General features: G+C 36.4%; 15 protein-coding genes and 2 pseudogenes. 14 read left to right on the forward strand and 3 right to left on the reverse strand.

Annotated elements, in window-relative coordinates; all coding sequences use genetic code 11:
• Nucleotides 1-275 precede the first annotated feature (275 nt).
• From MHI21_RS08395 to MHI21_RS08435, 9 genes and pseudogenes are all read left to right on the forward strand, one after another.
• Nucleotides 276-1,687 (forward strand): annotated as a pseudogene (locus MHI21_RS08395) (transcriptional regulator).
• Between the two features lie 1,147 nt (nucleotides 1,688-2,834).
• Nucleotides 2,835-4,178, forward strand: a complete 1,344-nt coding sequence (locus tag MHI21_RS08400) for a WXG100 family type VII secretion target (RefSeq protein ID WP_238791160.1) — start codon at nucleotides 2,835-2,837, stop codon at nucleotides 4,176-4,178.
• Between the two features lie 3 nt (nucleotides 4,179-4,181).
• Nucleotides 4,182-4,589: a hypothetical protein gene (locus MHI21_RS08405; protein ID WP_039272832.1), complete on the forward strand. Its 408-nt coding sequence runs from the start codon at nucleotides 4,182-4,184 to the stop codon at nucleotides 4,587-4,589.
• Between the two features lie 234 nt (nucleotides 4,590-4,823).
• On the forward strand, nucleotides 4,824-5,027 hold the full coding sequence (locus MHI21_RS08410) for a hypothetical protein (protein WP_071558872.1): 204 nt from the start codon (nucleotides 4,824-4,826) through the stop codon (nucleotides 5,025-5,027).
• A 358-nt stretch (nucleotides 5,028-5,385) separates the two neighbouring features.
• A complete protein-coding gene (locus MHI21_RS08415) occupies nucleotides 5,386-5,832 on the forward strand; it encodes a hypothetical protein (protein WP_039272836.1) in 447 nt (148 codons plus the stop codon).
• Nucleotides 5,833-5,935: 103 nt separating this feature from the next.
• On the forward strand, nucleotides 5,936-6,928 hold the full coding sequence (locus tag MHI21_RS08420; protein WP_342419815.1) for an ABC transporter permease: 993 nt from the start codon (nucleotides 5,936-5,938) through the stop codon (nucleotides 6,926-6,928).
• A 6-nt stretch (nucleotides 6,929-6,934) separates the two neighbouring features.
• Complete coding sequence (locus MHI21_RS08425; protein WP_342419816.1) at nucleotides 6,935-8,152, forward strand: ABC transporter permease; 1,218 nt, start codon at nucleotides 6,935-6,937, stop codon at nucleotides 8,150-8,152.
• Nucleotides 8,152-8,811, forward strand: a complete 660-nt coding sequence (locus MHI21_RS08430) for an ABC transporter ATP-binding protein (protein ID WP_342419817.1) — start codon at nucleotides 8,152-8,154, stop codon at nucleotides 8,809-8,811. Before MHI21_RS08425 ends, MHI21_RS08430 begins: the two co-directional genes overlap by 1 nt.
• Before the next feature lie 282 nt (nucleotides 8,812-9,093).
• Nucleotides 9,094-9,378, forward strand: a complete 285-nt coding sequence (locus MHI21_RS08435; RefSeq protein ID WP_071558868.1) for a contact-dependent growth inhibition system immunity protein — start codon at nucleotides 9,094-9,096, stop codon at nucleotides 9,376-9,378.
• A gap of 157 nt (nucleotides 9,379-9,535) precedes the next feature.
• On the opposite strand, the gene MHI21_RS08440 is transcribed toward MHI21_RS08435, so the two are convergent.
• Nucleotides 9,536-9,802, reverse strand: coding sequence for a hypothetical protein (locus MHI21_RS08440; RefSeq protein WP_274485040.1), 267 nt, complete (start codon nucleotides 9,800-9,802; stop codon nucleotides 9,536-9,538).
• A 133-nt stretch (nucleotides 9,803-9,935) separates the two neighbouring features.
• The gene (locus MHI21_RS08445; RefSeq protein WP_165145249.1) at nucleotides 9,936-10,289 is read right to left on the reverse strand and encodes a hypothetical protein; all 354 of its coding nucleotides are present in this window, start codon (nucleotides 10,287-10,289) and stop codon (nucleotides 9,936-9,938) included.
• A gap of 135 nt (nucleotides 10,290-10,424) precedes the next feature.
• Here MHI21_RS08445 and MHI21_RS08450 point away from each other — a divergent pair, with 135 nt between their 5' ends.
• The 5 genes and pseudogenes from MHI21_RS08450 to MHI21_RS08470 all read left to right on the forward strand — a co-directional run.
• Complete coding sequence (locus tag MHI21_RS08450; RefSeq protein WP_165181704.1) at nucleotides 10,425-11,156, forward strand: hypothetical protein; 732 nt, start codon at nucleotides 10,425-10,427, stop codon at nucleotides 11,154-11,156.
• An 899-nt stretch (nucleotides 11,157-12,055) separates the two neighbouring features.
• The gene (locus tag MHI21_RS08455) at nucleotides 12,056-14,401 is read left to right on the forward strand and encodes a hypothetical protein (protein ID WP_342419818.1); all 2,346 of its coding nucleotides are present in this window, start codon (nucleotides 12,056-12,058) and stop codon (nucleotides 14,399-14,401) included.
• Nucleotides 14,402-15,222: 821 nt separating this feature from the next.
• Nucleotides 15,223-15,408 (forward strand): helix-turn-helix domain-containing protein, encoded by a 186-nt coding sequence (locus MHI21_RS08460; RefSeq protein WP_263561034.1) that lies wholly within the window; start codon nucleotides 15,223-15,225, stop codon nucleotides 15,406-15,408.
• Between the two features lie 99 nt (nucleotides 15,409-15,507).
• Nucleotides 15,508-16,635 (forward strand): site-specific integrase, encoded by a 1,128-nt coding sequence (locus tag MHI21_RS08465; RefSeq protein ID WP_165084684.1) that lies wholly within the window; start codon nucleotides 15,508-15,510, stop codon nucleotides 16,633-16,635.
• Between the two features lie 75 nt (nucleotides 16,636-16,710).
• Nucleotides 16,711-16,911 (forward strand): annotated as a pseudogene (locus tag MHI21_RS08470) (YunC family protein); the annotation flags it as partial.
• A gap of 151 nt (nucleotides 16,912-17,062) precedes the next feature.
• Here the strand turns inward: MHI21_RS08470 and mtnA are convergent.
• The gene (mtnA, locus tag MHI21_RS08475) at nucleotides 17,063-18,172 is read right to left on the reverse strand and encodes an S-methyl-5-thioribose-1-phosphate isomerase (protein WP_342419819.1); all 1,110 of its coding nucleotides are present in this window, start codon (nucleotides 18,170-18,172) and stop codon (nucleotides 17,063-17,065) included.
• Between the last annotated feature and the right edge of the window lie 3 nt (nucleotides 18,173-18,175).

An 18,175-nucleotide genomic window follows, 5' to 3' on the forward strand; every position in this document is an offset into this window, starting at 1 on the left:
CACAGCTACACAATCTGGTAACTTTGTATTGGATGAGTTGTATTATGATTTTTCCAATAAACTATACATCAATATGAGGACGATACTTTTAATCATAAAGTCATCGCAAACTATCCCAAAAGGTATCTTAAGCACATATATGAAAGGTATATGATTTTATTCCAAAAGATGGTACAATCAAGATCGATAAAACATTTTACTACTTGTTTCACAACTACATAATAATTTTAACTATGCATCGTATTGTGAGTTCACGCTGAAAGGGTGGTTTATCAATGAACATTACACCCACGATTAGAGCAGAATTGGAACAATTTCTACAACAAGAAGGCTTAACATTATCGCAATTTGGACAAATCGCAGGGATGAATAGGGGAATGGTAAGTGCTATTGTGACGGGTAATAAATCTATGTCTGTTAATCAGCTTGACCTAATTACCGAGGCTATGGGTTTACCAGAAGGCTACTTTTACGACCTATTTATAGAAAACTTCATCATCGACCATCCCCCGAATATGAGGCGAATCGAACCATTTTTATATCGTTGTGCGGAATTGGACAAGCTGGATGCGATCCGTCGAGTGGTGGGAGCTATCATGGACAATCTACTCTATTCGCCCAAACTATTTGAGATTGCAGAAACGTTATTGGCACAGGGACGAAATGCGGCTGCATTGCTGCTCTATGAGGGTGTAGCAGAAGCGGAGAAGTACCAACATTCTGACGTTTAGCCATCTGTCAATATCGCATATTCACGATTCAGATTGGTGATGATCAAAGCCAAAATCTCAGTGCAGCTACGATATTTGAAGTCTTTGTTGAGCGACTAGACGAAATAGACCAGCTTGATGCATTGAAGGATTTGGCTAACGTGTATCGTTCATTGCGTAAATGGGATAAGGTTGATGAAATGGCGAGTAAAATGAGAGATAAAGCGGAAATCCAATATTCCATTAAACATCAACAAAATAACCACAGGGAACAAGAAAAGAAAACAAGAAGTCCATTGTTTGGATACATTGCTTATGCTGACCTGTTGCGTGCCAGTGTCTGTGAAGCCCAAGGTGATTATCAACAAGCTCTAGAATATACACACGCCTACGCTAATTTAGATTGGGTCAAAGAGACGGACGAAGAAACCCGACATTGGATTAGCTTGTTCAAAAGTTGGGCAGAAGGTAATACTTACGTATATAAGCTTTTATCTGGAGATGTAAGTGTGCTAAACGATTATGTTCAATACATTATTGCATCAAGTGATAAAGTCAATAATGAAATGGTAACCAAGTTACTGAATGTAATGTATGCTGCTAACCGATATCAGTTAGATGTGAGACACATACTTAAACGTTTTGAAATGGAGATTGATTCCTTCTCTAAACAGCCTCTATCCAGTGATATGTATACTCAGCAGGTGATACCAGAGCAATGTGCACGATTCAGTTATGAATTGGCTTATTATTATTTACATCAAGGCATGTATAGTGATGGTTTTAAATATTTGATGTATTCTTTGGAAAGTTATCATACATTAAATAATGAGACTTATTATTTAAACTGTGTAGGAATGTTTGAGCATTTCCGCACCCATGCAATTCCCGAAACAAAGGGGAATTATTCAAAATTCATTGAAAAGGTGTGGTTAGATAATGTTGAAAAAAATGGCTCTTCTGATTATCGCAGCTAGCTTTTTGTTTATTGTCACTGTGCCTGTTTCAAATAGTCATCAGGTTATTCAACTTAATGATACTATTGGGGGATTTTAAACGTAATTAAAAACGGATTGAAAAGGAGTTAAAATAAGCACTCCTTAAATGGTTCAACGGAAAACAAGACAAAGCACTAAATAATATAACATTTAAGTGAAGGTTAGATGGGAGTTGTCCTGTCTAGCCTTTTTAGTATGTATGATTGAAACCTATTTATGTTTTTCTCAAAATAGTCTACAAAAATAAAGCCCTCCTTTACAAGGAAGGCTCTTGTCATTTAGAAAGCTGTGATACAGCATTCACAACAATTCAATTGTATAGAATAGAGTGCATAGTCAAGGTCTTACGTTACTGATAAATTGATAATATCCCACAATAGCAAAAAAAACATAAAATAAAACAATCGCTAAGACAGAAAAGCCAGCTATCTTCCAAGCCTTCTTCTTATTCATGTTACCTCCTTGATTATTGAATTATTGGGAAGGCACATGCAGATTATTGACCGCCCACAGGTTAAAAAGGAAAAAGACGATAAAAATTGCTAACACAACTCCAATTATGATGAAAATAGTTTTCTTTTTCATTGGTTTAAGTTGATTACCCAGCCATCAAGTTGAGCCTTGCTATTACCATAGGTAAAAGGCAATTTACCAGTAAGAATAAATACTGTTTTTTTCAACTTCAATAAAAACACATCCTTTTCCATATTTTTTAATCACCATCTAACCGTAACATAAAAAAGGAACTATTTGTATGTTTTTATAAATAAAATTGGTTGCCATGATAAGAGGCAAACCAAAATAATTTTGGTCACCAAAAAACACAAACCAATATTGCTCAAGATTTAAACATAACAACTCAGCAACTTTGAAACTATAAAAAACTCCTAACGTTTATCCCTGAGTTGCAGGATATGGTTGAGGGACGAAGTTTAGGGCTAAAAAAACTACGTTGATCCATGTAACTTATAACAAGGGATTATAATACTTTTTACATAGTAACCTGTTTATTTCAGTCCATTGGTCACATAATATAAAAAGGAAATAACAGGATAATAGGTGGATACCCCTAAACATCTCCTTCTGATAAAATGATTTCCATCTAAATTAAAATGGACGTGATCAAATGGGGAGAATATTGGTTCCACCTGACAAGCTGATGGAAGTGGCTGACCAGTTCTTGCATGGTAAACACGAAATGGAACGTATGTTGAATTTACTGAATGGAAGAATTGATTTTGTCCAACAAGGTTGGTCTGGTGCTACCCGAGAGAGGTTTTTCCAAGATTTTCAGGTCTCTAGACAATCCATGGGCGTGACGCTTGAACGACTTTCTACGGTTGCACAAGAACTCATTTTTATTTCAAAAAACTTCACACAGGTAGATGGAGAAAAAGTCGTACTGGATGTGCCGGGGAATGGTGTGCTTGTTAAAACGGCATCAAGCGGTGAAGATTGGTTACATAAAATCTTTGAACAGATTGGACAAGCTGAGATCACCAAGTCTGAAGCTCAATTGGAAGCCAGCAAACTTGAAAGAGAAATCCTTTGGGATACTACACAGGGAGCAAAAGGAGCTATTCAGGGAAATTTGACATTGGGGATATGGCCTGATAAAGAACGAGATTATGATCATCCAATGGCAGCTAAAGTAGGAGAACTCCTCGGGAATGTAGCTACAACATTGCAGGGAGCTGGTGAGGTAGTAGCTGGATTAGGTGGAGAAGGATTGTCAGTTGCTATATCATCTACAGGTGTAGGGAGTATCATTGGGGTACCCGGATTAATTGGATCGGCAGCTTTGGCGGCGCATGGAGCTACAACTGCGGTTAAGAGTGCAAAAGGAGTAGGAGAAAGCTCAGCAGAATTGTGGCAGATGGGGAAAGGAGAGGGTGGCGGCTCAGCTAAATCTACTCCTTCTTCGGGAGCTAAGGCTGAAAGTGCCACTCCTACTGAAAGTAAGGGGAGAAATCAGGAAGAACTAAAGCAAAGATTGTCGCATGAACGTGAATTGAAAGCAGACAAGAAACCCGAAAATCGTATGGAAACATTAACTCAAGCAGAAAAGAAAATTGCTGAACATAAAATGCAGATGGAAAAACTAATCGACAGTGATGGGAACTTTAATCTTAGTAATGGACTAATAGAAAATGGAAAAATAAGCGAACACCAACTACAATCTTGGGTTCCATCAGGAGCAAGTAATACTTTTAGACCTGATCCTGGTATTATTGAGAGTGGTTATAAGTATAATTTTAATTATAATGGGACAAAGGTTGAAATAAAATGGCATTCACCACAGCTTAACCTGAGCAGCAAGCTTTCTCCATCTGAGCTTGCTACAAGCAATTCCTATAACGGATGGAGCGCACAAATTAAAATAGGAAGAAAGTATTTGGGTACTGACGGGAATTTGTATAGAAATAATCAGCAAAATATTACCCATATACCAGTTGATCTTGGGAGGTAAACAATGAATTTGAATGAAATTAAACAGTTGCCTGATATTATGTCAAAAGAACAGTTAGAGTCCTATATTATTCAATATTTAGACTCCATTGAAAATTTAGAGAAGATGAATGTTTTTGAAACGTTGGAATGTTTTTCGGAATTTGCCGACAGGAAGACTTATACTTACGAATTGCTAAGTGATTCGTTGAGAAAAAGATTAGACAGCTTTGTCCAGAAATTATGGGATGATACATCTTCAGAGTTAGTAGATATATATTCTTCAGTTGTTGTCAATCTGAACTTAAAAAGTAGCTATAACTTGATGAAAGAATCTTTAAACAAAGATTTGGATGAAGATGTAAGGGAAATCATCGAGGAAACTGTAAATGAAATTGGTGAAGATATAGAGGTTCCATTTAAAATGAACTAATATATGAGTTCAGAGCTAGATATACATGGCCTCAGACGACGTTAATTTGCCTCCAAGCTTGCTCCTTAAATATAGGGAGTGAGCTTTTTTATAATTGTCCAATCTCAATATAGGGGGATGGTATTTGCATACACCTTGATTCAAAACAAGTGCGTCAACTTTAACTTGTCTTGCTCCAATATCAATCTGAATTTGGTTAGTAATTATATCAAGGAAGAATGAAGAGGAATATTTATGAGAAAAATAACATACTTTTTATTGTCTTTTTCTTTGTTTTTTGTTTTTGGAGCAAGCATACAAGCAGCAGGTGTTAGTAATTCAATAGCTAAAAAAGCAGACCACACGTACAACTCAAACCTTAAAAACACTGCTTTAACAATCTCATATAAGCAAATGGGTCTAATTGCGAACCCTACAGGTTACCGCAGAGGATTTTAATCATTCCTAAAACGAGTCAATGGGAAGCAAGGAAGATCAATAAATCATAAAAAATTTTTGTGAAGGTTAGATGGGATTGTCAGTCTAGCCTTTTTTGTATTGCTGAAAACTTGCTAAGTCATTGCTGAGTTGGAGAGGAGATAACTTATGAGATAGGGGAAATCAGCATTCACGAAAAGATACAAAGTCAAATAATTTGACTTTGGCAAAACACAGGAGGATATTGCTAATGAATCACTACCTTTTCAAAAGAACCACACACATGGATTGACAATCCTACTTTACAAGAAAATGGACTAGAAGTATAATGTTTCATGGGTATCAAGGTGAATTTAGTAGAAAGGGAGTTTATTTATTCATGAAGAAAAAAATTATGGGCCTTGCATTGAGTTCGTGTCTTTTATTAGCGAGTGTTCCCGCATATGCTGCCGACAGTGCGGCAGAACCTAACCAAGCAGTTGATCCGAACTTGGTAATCTCAACCAAGGAAGAGTTGCATATCCCTAGTAACGTAACTGTTAATTCAATTACTCCATTAGACAATGCTTCTATAACATACGATCACAATCACGGAATTGATTGGGATGGAAACAACAGACAGGTTTGGGGAAACACTCAGGCCCAGCAAGGGAAGACAAAGCTAGACAGTTATACGAGAGCACGTTTTGAACAATTGACTGGATCAGTGTATGGAGATTCTGGACGAGTATGGAGCGCCAACCAAGGAAGATCCTATGCTCGTTCTGATTGGGAAAACTATAACGCACTCAGATCCGGTGTAGCCAAAACATACTACGGTATCTAATTTTTCAACGATTTATTTCTGATATGAATCTCTGTTTTTAGTAATTCTATAATAAAAAATTCACCAAACAATTCACCTTGTTACCTACCTTGGAGGATACATTATGAACAATATTCGTATAACTCGTGTCAAAGTTTTAGATGTGCTTTTATTCATCGCTATTACCCTGTTCAGTTTCTCTTGCTTATTTACATTGTTTTATAATGAAAACGTAAATCTCGTAAAAAAACTAAGCAATAACTTTTATGATGATAATGCCTTGTTTTTCAAAACATCAAAAACTGAACTTGACTTTACTTCTTTATATGAGGCATTACCAAATGATACTGTATTATTCGGAAGGTTTTACGGGCAAGGAGAGGATATTCGAGGTGTTATATATAAGGGAGACTATGTTCCACCCAATTTAATAAGTGGAAGGTTCTTTTCTGAATCTGATTTCATATCTAATTCGCATGTTGCAGTTATTGGTAATGATGTTCCTATAAATAAAACCATAAATGGAAAAAAATATGTTGAATATAATCATATGGATTACGAGGTCATAGGGATTATTGGTTACAATATACCTACTAGAATAGATCGGACAATTTTACTGAACTTGAGTGCCGATAATATCACTTCCAGTGTTGAATATATTGTTAGCAGTTCAACCATACAAAATGGTTTAAATTTTATTGGCAACGAAAAAATGTTTGGGCAAGTTTCTGTATACGATAAGGAAAATGTTAATATTTTGCATCTAATTGATAGAGGTAATAATCAATTAATTACATCCATAATTTTTATTTTCGTACTCTTTGTAAATAGCTTATCGGTAATGATCTTTTGGAACGAAAAAAAGAATACTGAAATGAAGATCAAATGGAGCAACGGGTACACTAAAAAGAAAATATTAATAGATGTGTGGAAAGATTTTTTTCCAATACTATTGTTGAGCTTAATATCGGCTCTTGGCTCTTCTTGGTTTTTCGGAAAATATATGCATGATGTCGAGCTAAGCCTTCAACCGGCTATGTTAGGGGCGACGATCCTGCTTTTATTGTTTTCATTTTTAGTGATCGGTATTTCCTATAGAAAGATGAAACAAAGGTGATCTGTGATGCTCAATTTGCTTATTGATTCATTAAAACAACATAAACGAAAAACCATACTTTCCATCTTACAATGTACTGCTTCGTACATTTTGGTTATTTTGACATTAAGCTTGGCTACACATACACATGAACTTGCATCAAATGTTCAAAATGCTACATCCTCTTTATACAAGGTAAATGACAATTTTTTCAATGATGAGGAAAAGAACTTTCTTGCTCAATCGGATAACCTCAAGGTCTTAAATGAGCTGTACGAGTGGGAAAAAACGAATCCAAGTTTTAAGTACATTATTGCAAGCAGACAAAATCTTTTTCTAGATGTGCAAGGCTTGCCTGCAAAGTTTCAATATGGATATGAAGCTGGACACGAAACCCCAGACGCATATGAAAGTATTCAAGTGAATCAACAGTTTATTGACCATTTTGCTATCCAGACTTCTGAAGGTAGATTATTTCAAGCTGGAGATTATAACGTGAAAAATGACGTTATTCCTATAATTTTGGGTCATGAATATAAAGATTATTTTAAGTTGAAACAAATCATACACGTGGGATATATGGGAGTAAATTTAAAGTGTAAAGTAATTGGCTTTTTGGGGCAGCATAGCTTTTATAATAATGGATACGCTTTGAAATACTTGGATAGACTTGTTGTATTCCCATCGTTGGAAGTAGACAATATTCATGCACAAGATAGAAGTTTTATGTTAAAACTATTTCTGGATAAAACAAGTGGCTACATCCAATCTTCTCTTTCGGCACAAAAAATCCAAGAGATGTTCACGCAAAAAAGTTTGCAACTTGATATCGAGCCATATGTTGTAGAAGGAGTCTCAAATTTTTATCTTACGATGTGGGGGCTAGAAGGAGAGCAATTACAAAAAGTTCTATTTATTTTTTCATTTGTCATTACTTTTGTTGCGCTATTCAGCATTTCAACAAATCTCATAGCTAAAATCACTCTACGTAAATACACATATGGAATCATGATTGCAAACGGTACAAGAAGAGCAGTAATAAATCTTTCAATTCTTTTTGAGATATTTTTTATCAATTTGGTATCATTATGTATTGCAGCTTTGTTTTCATTTATGATTTCTCAAAATATAAATATTCCTATTCTACTTATTTTCAGCTTCACACTTTCACTACTATCTTTTATTCCTCCATGGATTTCTGTGAATAGATTAAAGTTGTCGAAAACAATACGAGGTGGGAACTAATGAGTGTAATTGCATTAAAGAATATAAATAAATCTTACGGTTCAAGAATGATACTTTCCGACGCCTCTTTCAATGTAGATCATGGAGATTTAGTAGGAATCATAGGCAGAAGCGGGTCAGGTAAAACTACCTTGTTAAATATTTTAGGGTTTATAGATATTGCAGATAGCGGGGAGTATTTTTTTGATAGTCAACTAATTAAGCCCAAAGATGAGAAACGAATGACTGTGTTAAGAAGAGATGAAATCGGATTTATTGTACAAGATTATGGTTTAATTAAAGAAAGAAGTGTTTTTTATAATATTGCCTTGCCTTTATTGAGTCAGAACACACCTAAAAAGGAAATTAAGCACCGTGTTGACTCTATTGCGGAGCAACTTAAAATTTCTGACTTAATTAATGAATACCCCCATGAAATTTCTGGAGGCGAAGCTCAAAGAGTCGCAATAGCAAGGGCGCTTATCAGAAAACCGAAAATAATTTTGGCAGATGAGCCAACAGGTGCTTTAGACGAGTCAGCAGAATCAGACATATTGGAAATACTTCATGCTCTTAATAGATCGGGTGTCACAATTGCAATGGTAACTCATAATCAAGTAGTTGCAAATATATGCAAGAAATTATATTCAATAGTAGATGGAAAAATTGTTCCTGTGTAGCGAAAATACTACAAATGCTTTAGTGTAAAGTTACAACCCAAATAGTATGCCACATCCCTGTTAATTGGATGTGGTATTTTTATGTCAATTTGCTGCTGATTCTCATGTTTTCATCAAAACGGCGAGGTGTAGACGTAAAGAAGGGAGGAAACTCATCTTCAAAGCATGTAACAAATGACTTATCAAAGTCCCAATTGTATTTAGTAAAAGACTCCTCTATGCCTATCGGTTATAGAATTATTACGGGTTATCCTGTATTTAAATAAAAGAGGAGAGTAATATATGAAACAAGAAGTGAGTTATGAAAATTTGAAGTATTTTATAGAGAGTTACTTTAATTGGAGTATGGATTTCGCTGATTTAGAGAACTTAATTGAGGAGTTCAAAAGTAGGGAGTTACCTGCTTATGTTGAAGGTCTGACTCAGGAGATCGAAGAAATAAATGAACTAAAGACTTGGGATAGTGTACAAGAATTTGTTTATTTATATGGACAAAGAAATTTGAACATTAAAAAGATTGAGCGCATGATTGAGTTGTTACTGACAAAATTACACGGAGATAAATAAAAATTATCTTGTAGAGCGATAGAATAAATACGACAAAAAGGTCTAATTACGAACTAACAGGTCACCACGGAGGAATTTAAAGCACCATCATGAGTGTTCCTCAAAGCAAAAGGACTCCAGCCATGTATTATGTTGGCAGAGTCCTTTTGTGTTCATCTTACAGTTTATTCTCATTTACTAGTTTTAAAATAGGGATTAGGAACTCTTGGGTGTAAAAGAAACCGCCCTTTGAAGGAGCAGTCACTCGACTGTGGTCAAATACTTTAAAATCGTCAATGTTTGTTATCTCATGTGTTTCACTGTCATATACTAATTCAACTAAATCTTTATAGTCTTGGTTTGATCTAGGGAAGCACAGTACATCGTGAATTGTATCATGGGAATCCAAGACATAAACATGAGTGTCAGTAACTCTATAATTCATAATATCTCTCCTTATAAAGGTATAAAGATATAATAGTACAACTTATACTTCTTTTTGTAGAGTCTGTTTTAGAAGATCAGACGTTCCGTATTTTAAGTATACTTTTGTAACCCCGAAGCAAACGTTGATGGCATTATTTTTTTTGCGTGATGAAATCCAACCATTTATTTAAGTTATCTTTTTGAAATACTATATGTCCATCTAGATCAGCGTAAGGAATAAATTGATAAGTGTCATAAACCGATAGTTTCTTTTTTTGTTCTGTGTCTCTTTTTATAATATTGTCTAGTTGTGTCACGGGAATCTTTAGATATGCTGCTGCTTCTTCTTTGTTTAAAACGCTATCGCTTAAAGAAGATTGCGATATCTGAGGGGTAAGAATTTTTTCGTTGGAACTAAAATGTGCATTAATATAGCTTCCAATTATAAAAGAACCACCAAGTATTATTGAGGATATTACTATTTTGAAATCTTTATCTTTATTCATTTGCACCACTCCTTGGTAATGATATTTATACTATAGCATTTTTTTCTAAATTTATGCTACAAAAAGAAGGAAATAGAATTTTTATGCAGAATAAATACATTGTATTACAAAAATTAGAAAAAAGGATGATGATTTTTGAAGAAACTTACCGCAGTAATTTTATCCCTATCAACTGCTCTAGCTGTCTTTGCTCCAGTGTCTTTTGCTGAAGAAAATTCAGACAATGCCATTCAAAACACAACCGCTGAAATTACAGAGTCCAGTATTCAAGATGTTCCATCATCTGCAATTACCAGATTTGAACAACAAGGGAATCCGAACGCGCGTGTTGAATTTGTTGATCCAAAGCTCGTTGAGAAAAATTCTGTGATAACACCTCAAGCTGGGGATCACCGCGTTTATGTGAAGTCAGAGTATGCACTTGGTAGTAACAAAATTACTGGATATTCTGTTGGGCCAATTCAAAAACAAACACTTATTGTTAGTGTAGCCAAAGGACGAACTGCAACACGTAGTTCTAGCCTTACAGTAAGTGGAACAGTTTCAATTACAGCAACGGTTGATGCAAATATTGCATATATAGTTAAGGAAAGTCTGACAGGAAATGTAAGTGGTACAGTGTCTAAAACTTACAATACTACAGATGTATACTCTGGCCCTCCTGAAAGCTCACCGTACAAAACAAGAAACTATTACGCAGCTATCAACTACGATCAGTATAATACAACTGTTGTTCGATATGATTATTATGATTATTATCTTGGTAATGTTTACCAAGGAAGACAAGCGGAAAATGCTGGGTACACTTATGTTAATGGAACAAAAAAACCTATTAACATTGAGTATCCAATAGATGTAAATTACTAATCTGAATTGTAATGTACTATCTCATATAATGTAGGAAAAAGTATTTTCAGGTTAGAAAGATTAATGAGATGGCAATATGAAAGTTCACTCCAGGAAAATGGGGTGAACTTTTTTATAGTAATTTAATCTGAATAAAGGGGAATAGTATTTGCATTCACCTTGCTCCAATATTCCACGCGAGAAAATTGTTGTATTTGGTGGTCGACAGAGCGCCCGACCTTTGGACGGTGGTCTATAAAGGATGTCGCCAATACTATTGGAGAGACCCAAAGTATCATCTAAAAGATGTTGCTGAAAGCATTGGAGAAAATGAATAGAGTGGGTTCAATTAGAGCCAATTAATAGCGACTCAAATTTTTTCTTTATTATATACATTTCTGATATTCACATGCCGATGCACACGCACAACTTCAGATTGTAAAAAAATTGGATTATTTCAATCTTCTGTTGACAGATATATTCCCATGATATACTATGGATATATCAACCAAAGCGTGACAGGCTTCAGTTGGAATCACAAAGAAAAGGAGAAACAAAGTGGGGCGAAGGTGAAACGGAATCAAAGAGAATGAAAGTTAAGTAGTTGACAATACATATTGCTTTACCACGGTTACAATTAAAAAGTAGATTTTAAAATACAGCAAGTAGATAGAATGCCTACTAGATTGGATAGATGGAATTAAAATAGTTTTAATATTGGTAAACTTAATATTGTTTTTATTTGTTCTATCTGAAATGGCTCGTTAAGTTTATTTGTTGTGCGATCTTTGAAAATTTTATTATAAAGAAATAGGATAGCTCTATAATAAAAGTGGAGTGACTCATGATTTTGCTTTCTTTATTTATCTTTAGTCAAAGATATTTTTTAGTATAAAAATTGAAGGGAGAAGTATATAGTTTTGGCTTATGAACAGACACGAGATTTTATCCAAGTTACAGCTAACAACGGAAAAACAAATTTTTCATACATATTTGAAGGTAATGAAGAAGAACGCTTGCTTAAAAGTAAGGTTTATAAAAGTAAAATGAAATACTACAGCAAAGAAGCAAACGAAGAATTTGAGGAATGGAATAAAAACGGTTACGGTATTTACTTTTTGCCTAATGGTGGCGGTTACAAAAATGATAACATAACTGAATTTCGTGCTTGTTTTATCGATATGGATATCAAAGATGAGATTGAGTATGCATTTGTTGCTGCTGGGACTGGAAGCCCTAATGAATTACAGGAGAAGGTAAAATCCAAATTTTATTCGCTTAATAAAACCGAGAAACTCAACTATAAGCAGATATTCAGGTGTCGTGTTTCTGAATTAAAACAACGTGGGATTCCTCCAAGCGCAATTGTGGAAACGAAAAATGGGTTTCATGTATATTATTTGCTCAATAAAGATACACAGAGACACCAATTTGAAACACTAGAAGGGCTTTTAATTTACATATATAACGGGGATATGGCTGTAAAGAATACAGCTCGATTGCTGAGAGTACCTGACACTTTACATCTTAAAGATTCAAATGATCCATTTACAATAAAGCTTGAGGAATGGAATAGAAGTGTCAGGTATGATGCAGAAGATTTGATTATTCGTCTTAGGAAAGTTGTTGAGAAGGTACATGTTCAAACAGACACTTTGTTATGTGTTAATTCACGTAAAGCACCCACATATAATACTAAGCTCCTATCAAAAAAGAAAGGTCTTCCATCCAGAGTAGGGATAGATTATTCTTCAATGAATATCGGTAACATCCCTATAATCAGCAAAGGGTTTGAAGGAATTCCAGAACTAAAGAAAAGGCTAGGATTAGATAACCAAGATGATCTGTGCTATATAGACCGGGATGATATCAGGCAATTCTTGAAGAAGCAAAATTTAAAGCACCTACTTGGGATAGATTCTGATAGGTTGTATTGTATTTTTCACAATAGCAGCAATCCAACCAGCGGAAACATATACTCCTATGACGATAAGTGGTTTTATAAATGCCACAGTTCTCGATGTGGAGTCCATTATAATATTGTTCAGATTATAGAGAGAATAACAAGGCTTCCTATACATAAAGCATTCGACTATTTAAAAGAATTGTACAATATTGCCGAGGTTAAAACAGAATGGCAATTAGATCAAGAGAGACTTATTGAATTTAACATTGAGTTTCTGGAACGATTCAAGTACGACATAGATTTACAAGAGAACTATCCATACCTAACGAAGTTTCTGAAAACTAAAGGTACATTGGGGCTGCTGATCCAGATCCATGAGATAGCAAGGAGAAAACTTCCCCAACTTTCTAAAATGAGGAATATGGATTCAAGTAACGCTATTGTGTTCGCACCAATGAGGAAGGTCATAGAGGAGTTATTAAGCGAGAATTCAGATTTACACAGCATTAATAAGGCCAATACCAAAGTAGTAATCATGATATTTATGTATCTGCTCAATTGTGTTGGGGTTGACCAATTACCCGATGAAATGCAAAGAAGAATTGAACAGTATCAAAAGGAATCTCGTAAGAATAGTAATCTCCATTATAATAATATAGCGAGATATTATGAGATAGTTAGCATGGATACTGAACGGCTTATACTAGCTGAAGAGATGAGCCAACTCTTTTATCAGAATCATTTAACAATTTCAAACTTTAATCGTGAACAATTGATCAGCCTGTGTGGAGTAGAAGAGGGAAATCGTGTTTTCCCTGACCGATCAGAAGAGGAGATACCCGGTCTAAATCAATCCATTTCACAGGAAATTAAGCGAATTGTAAATGAGTTAATTCAGGTCAAGGGATGGACATATGACAATGAGATTATTGAGCATATAGATATCTCAGATTTCAATATGAAGCAACGATACAAAGACAGCTTCAAGTACATACCTAAAAAGAAGTCGGATGAATTAGATTCATTAGCTGTACTAGATAATGATGTTGGATTTCAGAAGTGGCGTTATGGGTTTCTAGCTAAAAAACTATCTGTGAATGTACCAGCAATTATTTCTAATCAGGAGTATCGTAGGGCAAGAGTAAATAAGCTGTTGAGAAAGCAGTTTGACATTCCTATACATATAAAAGGTTTCGTTTATCATCAAGAAATATCAGAACAAGGTAAACAATTAGAAGACAAAGCTTCACATATCCTACGATTAAAGCAACATGATTTAAGTCTATCTAATGCTCAGATAGCTTCATTAGTTGGATGTTCGAGACAATATGTATCTAATGTTCTTAAATGCAGAGATTAAACTTTATATTGATAATCTGATTATAGAAGTGTCAACTAAATTGCTGTTCCTAAGCACCTCATATCATTAGACTAAAGAGTAGTAACATTATGAGGTGCTTTAATAGGCACATTTAGTTGACAGGTAGATAACAGAATAAGCAAAGTATTAGTCAAAAATAAATAGATGTTTGACTTGTCTTTAGTGATCTTTTTTTTCTGATTAGTCTATAAGAAATCAAGATGCTTCGTTTTGGGATGGGTATTTGTATAGGGAAGAACAACACCTGTTTATTCATAGATGAATCTATAGGGTTATAGAGCGTTAAAATTAATTTGGGGACTCATCTTTACGTTTCCCATGCAAGCAGCATAGACTTACCATAGAGGCGGTTTGTAGATTAGATGAAATGAAGTAGCTGACTTCTTTTACCCGTTTTATATTCTTTAATGAGGTGGTTGCTATGGAAGGTAAAAAATTTGTTCTTATACTCTTACTTTTTTGCTTGTTCGGTATTATAGGACTAATCGCTTTAATGTATGGATTCCTCTGGCTAGTATTCAACGGCTAGTTTATAAAATTGGCATTTTACAATCAGTTGTTGTATTAAGAAGTGAGCATATACATACAAGTTGCTTCACACAGATGAAAACGTTGGTTTAAGGGCAATATGATTTAGATTAGTCCGAAGGGAAGGGCAATAAATTTAGAAGCTAAGAAGACAAGCTAGACTTTATACATAGGAAGTTGAGAAATAGCGCGGCAAGATTTATGAAGCAGTTAAACAAGGAATGGAATAGGACAAATTAAAACATACATAGGAGTATTTTGAGGTGAGCGTGATGGCTAAAACGATGGAAAGCGGAAGAGTTATGATTGGTGTGACGGATATTATGCGTAAGATGGGAATCGGACGAGATAAGGCATATGAGTTAATTAAATCCAAGCAGTTTTACACCATAAAATTAGGAACCAGATATCTGGTGCATGAAGATGTGTTTGAAGACTGGATGAAAGGTCGGTTATAGCTGATTACAAGTAGGTTATAGGGAGGCTTTCATGTGGTATGATTACTTTTAGTCACATGCTTGACCTCCTTTCTTATTGTCACAAGAAGGGAGTTTTAAATGGCAGAACCTTTTGTTAATGAGAAGACAAAAAAATGGGATTTTGTTTTTGGTTATTACGATGAAACGGGGAAGAGGCGGCAAATCCGCAGAAAAGGCTTTAAGACAAAACGTGAAGCAAATGATAAGATGATTGAGCTTCAGAATGATGTGAAGAATAAAGAATATATCAGGAAAGATAACACTACACTCAATGAGTTTATGGTTTACTGGCTGGATAACATCCGGGTTCATGAATGTGGAGAAACAACGCTTTACAATAACAAGTTGTATTTCAAAAATCATATTAAGCCTAAATTCGGAAAAATAAAGTTGCAAAATTTTGATTTAATGAAATGTCAAAATTTCGTGAATGAGTTGCACAAGAAGAATTTTGCGAGGAATACGATAGATCGCATTACAACGATGGTCAAAAAAGTATTTGATAAGGCGATTGAATATGGCTTCATCAAAGAAAATCCCATGCGAAAAGTGACACTTCCCAAGCGAATAAAAAAAGAAATGTCTATTTGGACGCTGGAACAAGTGAATCATTTTCTCCAATGTACCAAAGAAGATCGTTATCATTGTGTTTATGGACTCGCTTTATTAGCAGGAATGCGGCAAGGGGAGATTTTAGGATTAAGATGGAAGGATATTGATTTTGAATCAAAGACAATTATCATTAAACAAACGCTTGCTCATTATGGAACTCGGATCAAATCTGGAGCTAAAACTACCGCCGGGGAACGTAAAATATCTATACCTAATCAACTGATTGCGATTCTTGAAGAACAGCGTAGACTACATGAAGTTTACAAAGTAAAGTGGAAAAGAGAGTTTGGAGACACTTTTATCGATATGGATATTGTTATATTCAACTTAAAAAATGGTAAAACAGTGTTCCCTGCTAATTTGTCCAAGGCTTATAAAAGAGATGTTTTAAGTGCCAAGCTTCCGCATATCCGTTTCCATGATATGAGGCATACCCATGCGACGATGCTGTTGGAAAAGAAAATGAATGTCAAAGTGATTTCAGAGAGATTAGGTCACAGTAAGATATCTGTCACGCTGGATACGTACAGTCATGTACTTCCTAGTATGCAACAAGAGGTAGCCGATGAGCTTGAGCAGATGATCATGTTGTGATTTTTGTGACCTTTTTGTGACCTCAAATGGGTTGTTGCCTAAAAACTGTTGATATAAAAGGCTTTTTTGATGGTTCATATCATGTGTGGTGCACTGGATGTTGGACTGCTCAATGAGCGGCTGGCGGATCGGAAAATTCTTGCCGCACGAGCTGTGGGGGTAAAAACGCTGAAAGAATTGTTGGAAGCGCCGATGGAATCGGTGACGACAGAAGCGGAGCAACTGGGGATTAAGCCAGGTATGCCAGGATACGAAGCATTATTGAAACTGGTGTAATGAAGCCTATGTGCACATGTTGTATAAAAGTAGAGGAACAAGAAACGAAAAAAACCGGACTTTTTGGCTCCGGTTTTTTTCTATAAAAAGTTCTATTCTATCGAGTAGAATCATTTGACTTATATACGAACTATATAACCTGCAAGAGCAATTATTCGGCAAACAAATGGGTCAGGCTCTCGCTAAAGGGTGCTTGTACAATTCCTTTTTCGGTAATGATGGCGGTAATGTACTCATGAGGTGTAACATCGAAAGCTGGGTTGTAGACTTTGATGCCCTGCGGGGCGGTCCTTTTACCAAAGCTTTCGGTAACTTCCTCCGCAGAACGCTCCTCGATCGGAATATCTGCGCCTGTTGCGGTCTGCAAATCAATGGTAGATAGTGGAGAAGCTACATAAAAAGGAATGCCATGCGCCTTCGCTAGCACAGCTAGACTGTATGTGCCGATTTTGTTGGCGACATCTCCATTAGCGGCGACTCTATCTGTGCCGACAATGACGGCCTGTACCCATCCTTTGGACATCACCATGCCCGCCATATTGTCGCAGAGCAGGGTGACATCAATGCCTGCCTGCTGAAGCTCGAAAGCGGTCAGCCGCGCACCTTGCAGCACAGGGCGGGTTTCGTCGGCAAATACTTTGAGGTGGATGCCGTTCTCCTGCGCAAGGTACATCGGCGCGAGCGCTGTTCCGTATTTGGCTGTCGCCAATCCGCCTGCATTGCAGTGAGTGAGTACGCCCATCCCGTCCTCGAACAGAGGTAAAGCATGGATGCCGATCTGGCGACATACTTCTTCATCCTCTGCCTGAATGGCTATGGCTTCACGCTCCAGCCCGGCATTCCAGTCTTCGACCTGGCCTCCGCCAGCTTCAACGATGAGTTCCCCGGCCCGCTTCTTCATGCGGTCCAGAGCCCAGAACAGGTTCACTGCAGTCGGCCGTGAAGTAGCCAAATGTCCGCACACGGCGTCTACATGCTGCAGCCACTCAGCAGCGTCGGTGCCGTCGTAGGCGGTAGCTCCTAGCACAACGCCGTAGGCCGCAGCCATCCCGATAGCGGGCGCACCGCGTACCTTCATGGCATGGATGCCGTCCCACACTTCCTCGGCCGTGAATAAATCCAGCATGACAATCGTTTCGGGCAGCAGACGTTGATCCAACATGGACAAATGGTTGCCTTTCCACACCAGCGAAGATAGAGCCTGACTGGACACTGCAGCTTTCCCAGAGGTTACGGGTGCCGAATCTTTCTTTTCACTCATATT

Source organism: Paenibacillus sp. FSL H8-0168, assembly GCF_038592955.1.
Classification (GTDB): domain Bacteria; phylum Bacillota; class Bacilli; order Paenibacillales; family Paenibacillaceae; genus Paenibacillus; species Paenibacillus polymyxa_B.

Excerpts from the sequence above, each read along its gene's own strand:
- mtnA (WP_342419819.1), bottom strand. The coding sequence starts at position 18,172 with ATGAGTGAAAAGAAAGATTCGGCACCCGTAACCTCTGGGAAAGCTGCA.
- MHI21_RS08430 (WP_342419817.1), top strand. The coding sequence starts at position 8,152 with ATGAGTGTAATTGCATTAAAGAATATAAATAAATCTTACGGTTCAAGA.
- MHI21_RS08400 (WP_238791160.1), top strand. The coding sequence starts at position 2,835 with ATGGGGAGAATATTGGTTCCACCTGACAAGCTGATGGAAGTGGCTGAC.
- MHI21_RS08410 (WP_071558872.1), top strand. The coding sequence starts at position 4,824 with ATGAGAAAAATAACATACTTTTTATTGTCTTTTTCTTTGTTTTTTGTT.
- MHI21_RS08435 (WP_071558868.1), top strand. The coding sequence starts at position 9,094 with ATGAAACAAGAAGTGAGTTATGAAAATTTGAAGTATTTTATAGAGAGT.
- MHI21_RS08465 (WP_165084684.1), top strand. The coding sequence starts at position 15,508 with ATGGCAGAACCTTTTGTTAATGAGAAGACAAAAAAATGGGATTTTGTT.
- MHI21_RS08445 (WP_165145249.1), bottom strand. The coding sequence starts at position 10,289 with ATGAATAAAGATAAAGATTTCAAAATAGTAATATCCTCAATAATACTT.
- MHI21_RS08420 (WP_342419815.1), top strand. The coding sequence starts at position 5,936 with ATGAACAATATTCGTATAACTCGTGTCAAAGTTTTAGATGTGCTTTTA.
- MHI21_RS08415 (WP_039272836.1), top strand. The coding sequence starts at position 5,386 with ATGAAGAAAAAAATTATGGGCCTTGCATTGAGTTCGTGTCTTTTATTA.
- MHI21_RS08440 (WP_274485040.1), bottom strand. The coding sequence starts at position 9,802 with ATGAATTATAGAGTTACTGACACTCATGTTTATGTCTTGGATTCCCAT.
- MHI21_RS08460 (WP_263561034.1), top strand. The coding sequence starts at position 15,223 with ATGGCTAAAACGATGGAAAGCGGAAGAGTTATGATTGGTGTGACGGAT.
- MHI21_RS08425 (WP_342419816.1), top strand. The coding sequence starts at position 6,935 with ATGCTCAATTTGCTTATTGATTCATTAAAACAACATAAACGAAAAACC.
- MHI21_RS08405 (WP_039272832.1), top strand. The coding sequence starts at position 4,182 with ATGAATTTGAATGAAATTAAACAGTTGCCTGATATTATGTCAAAAGAA.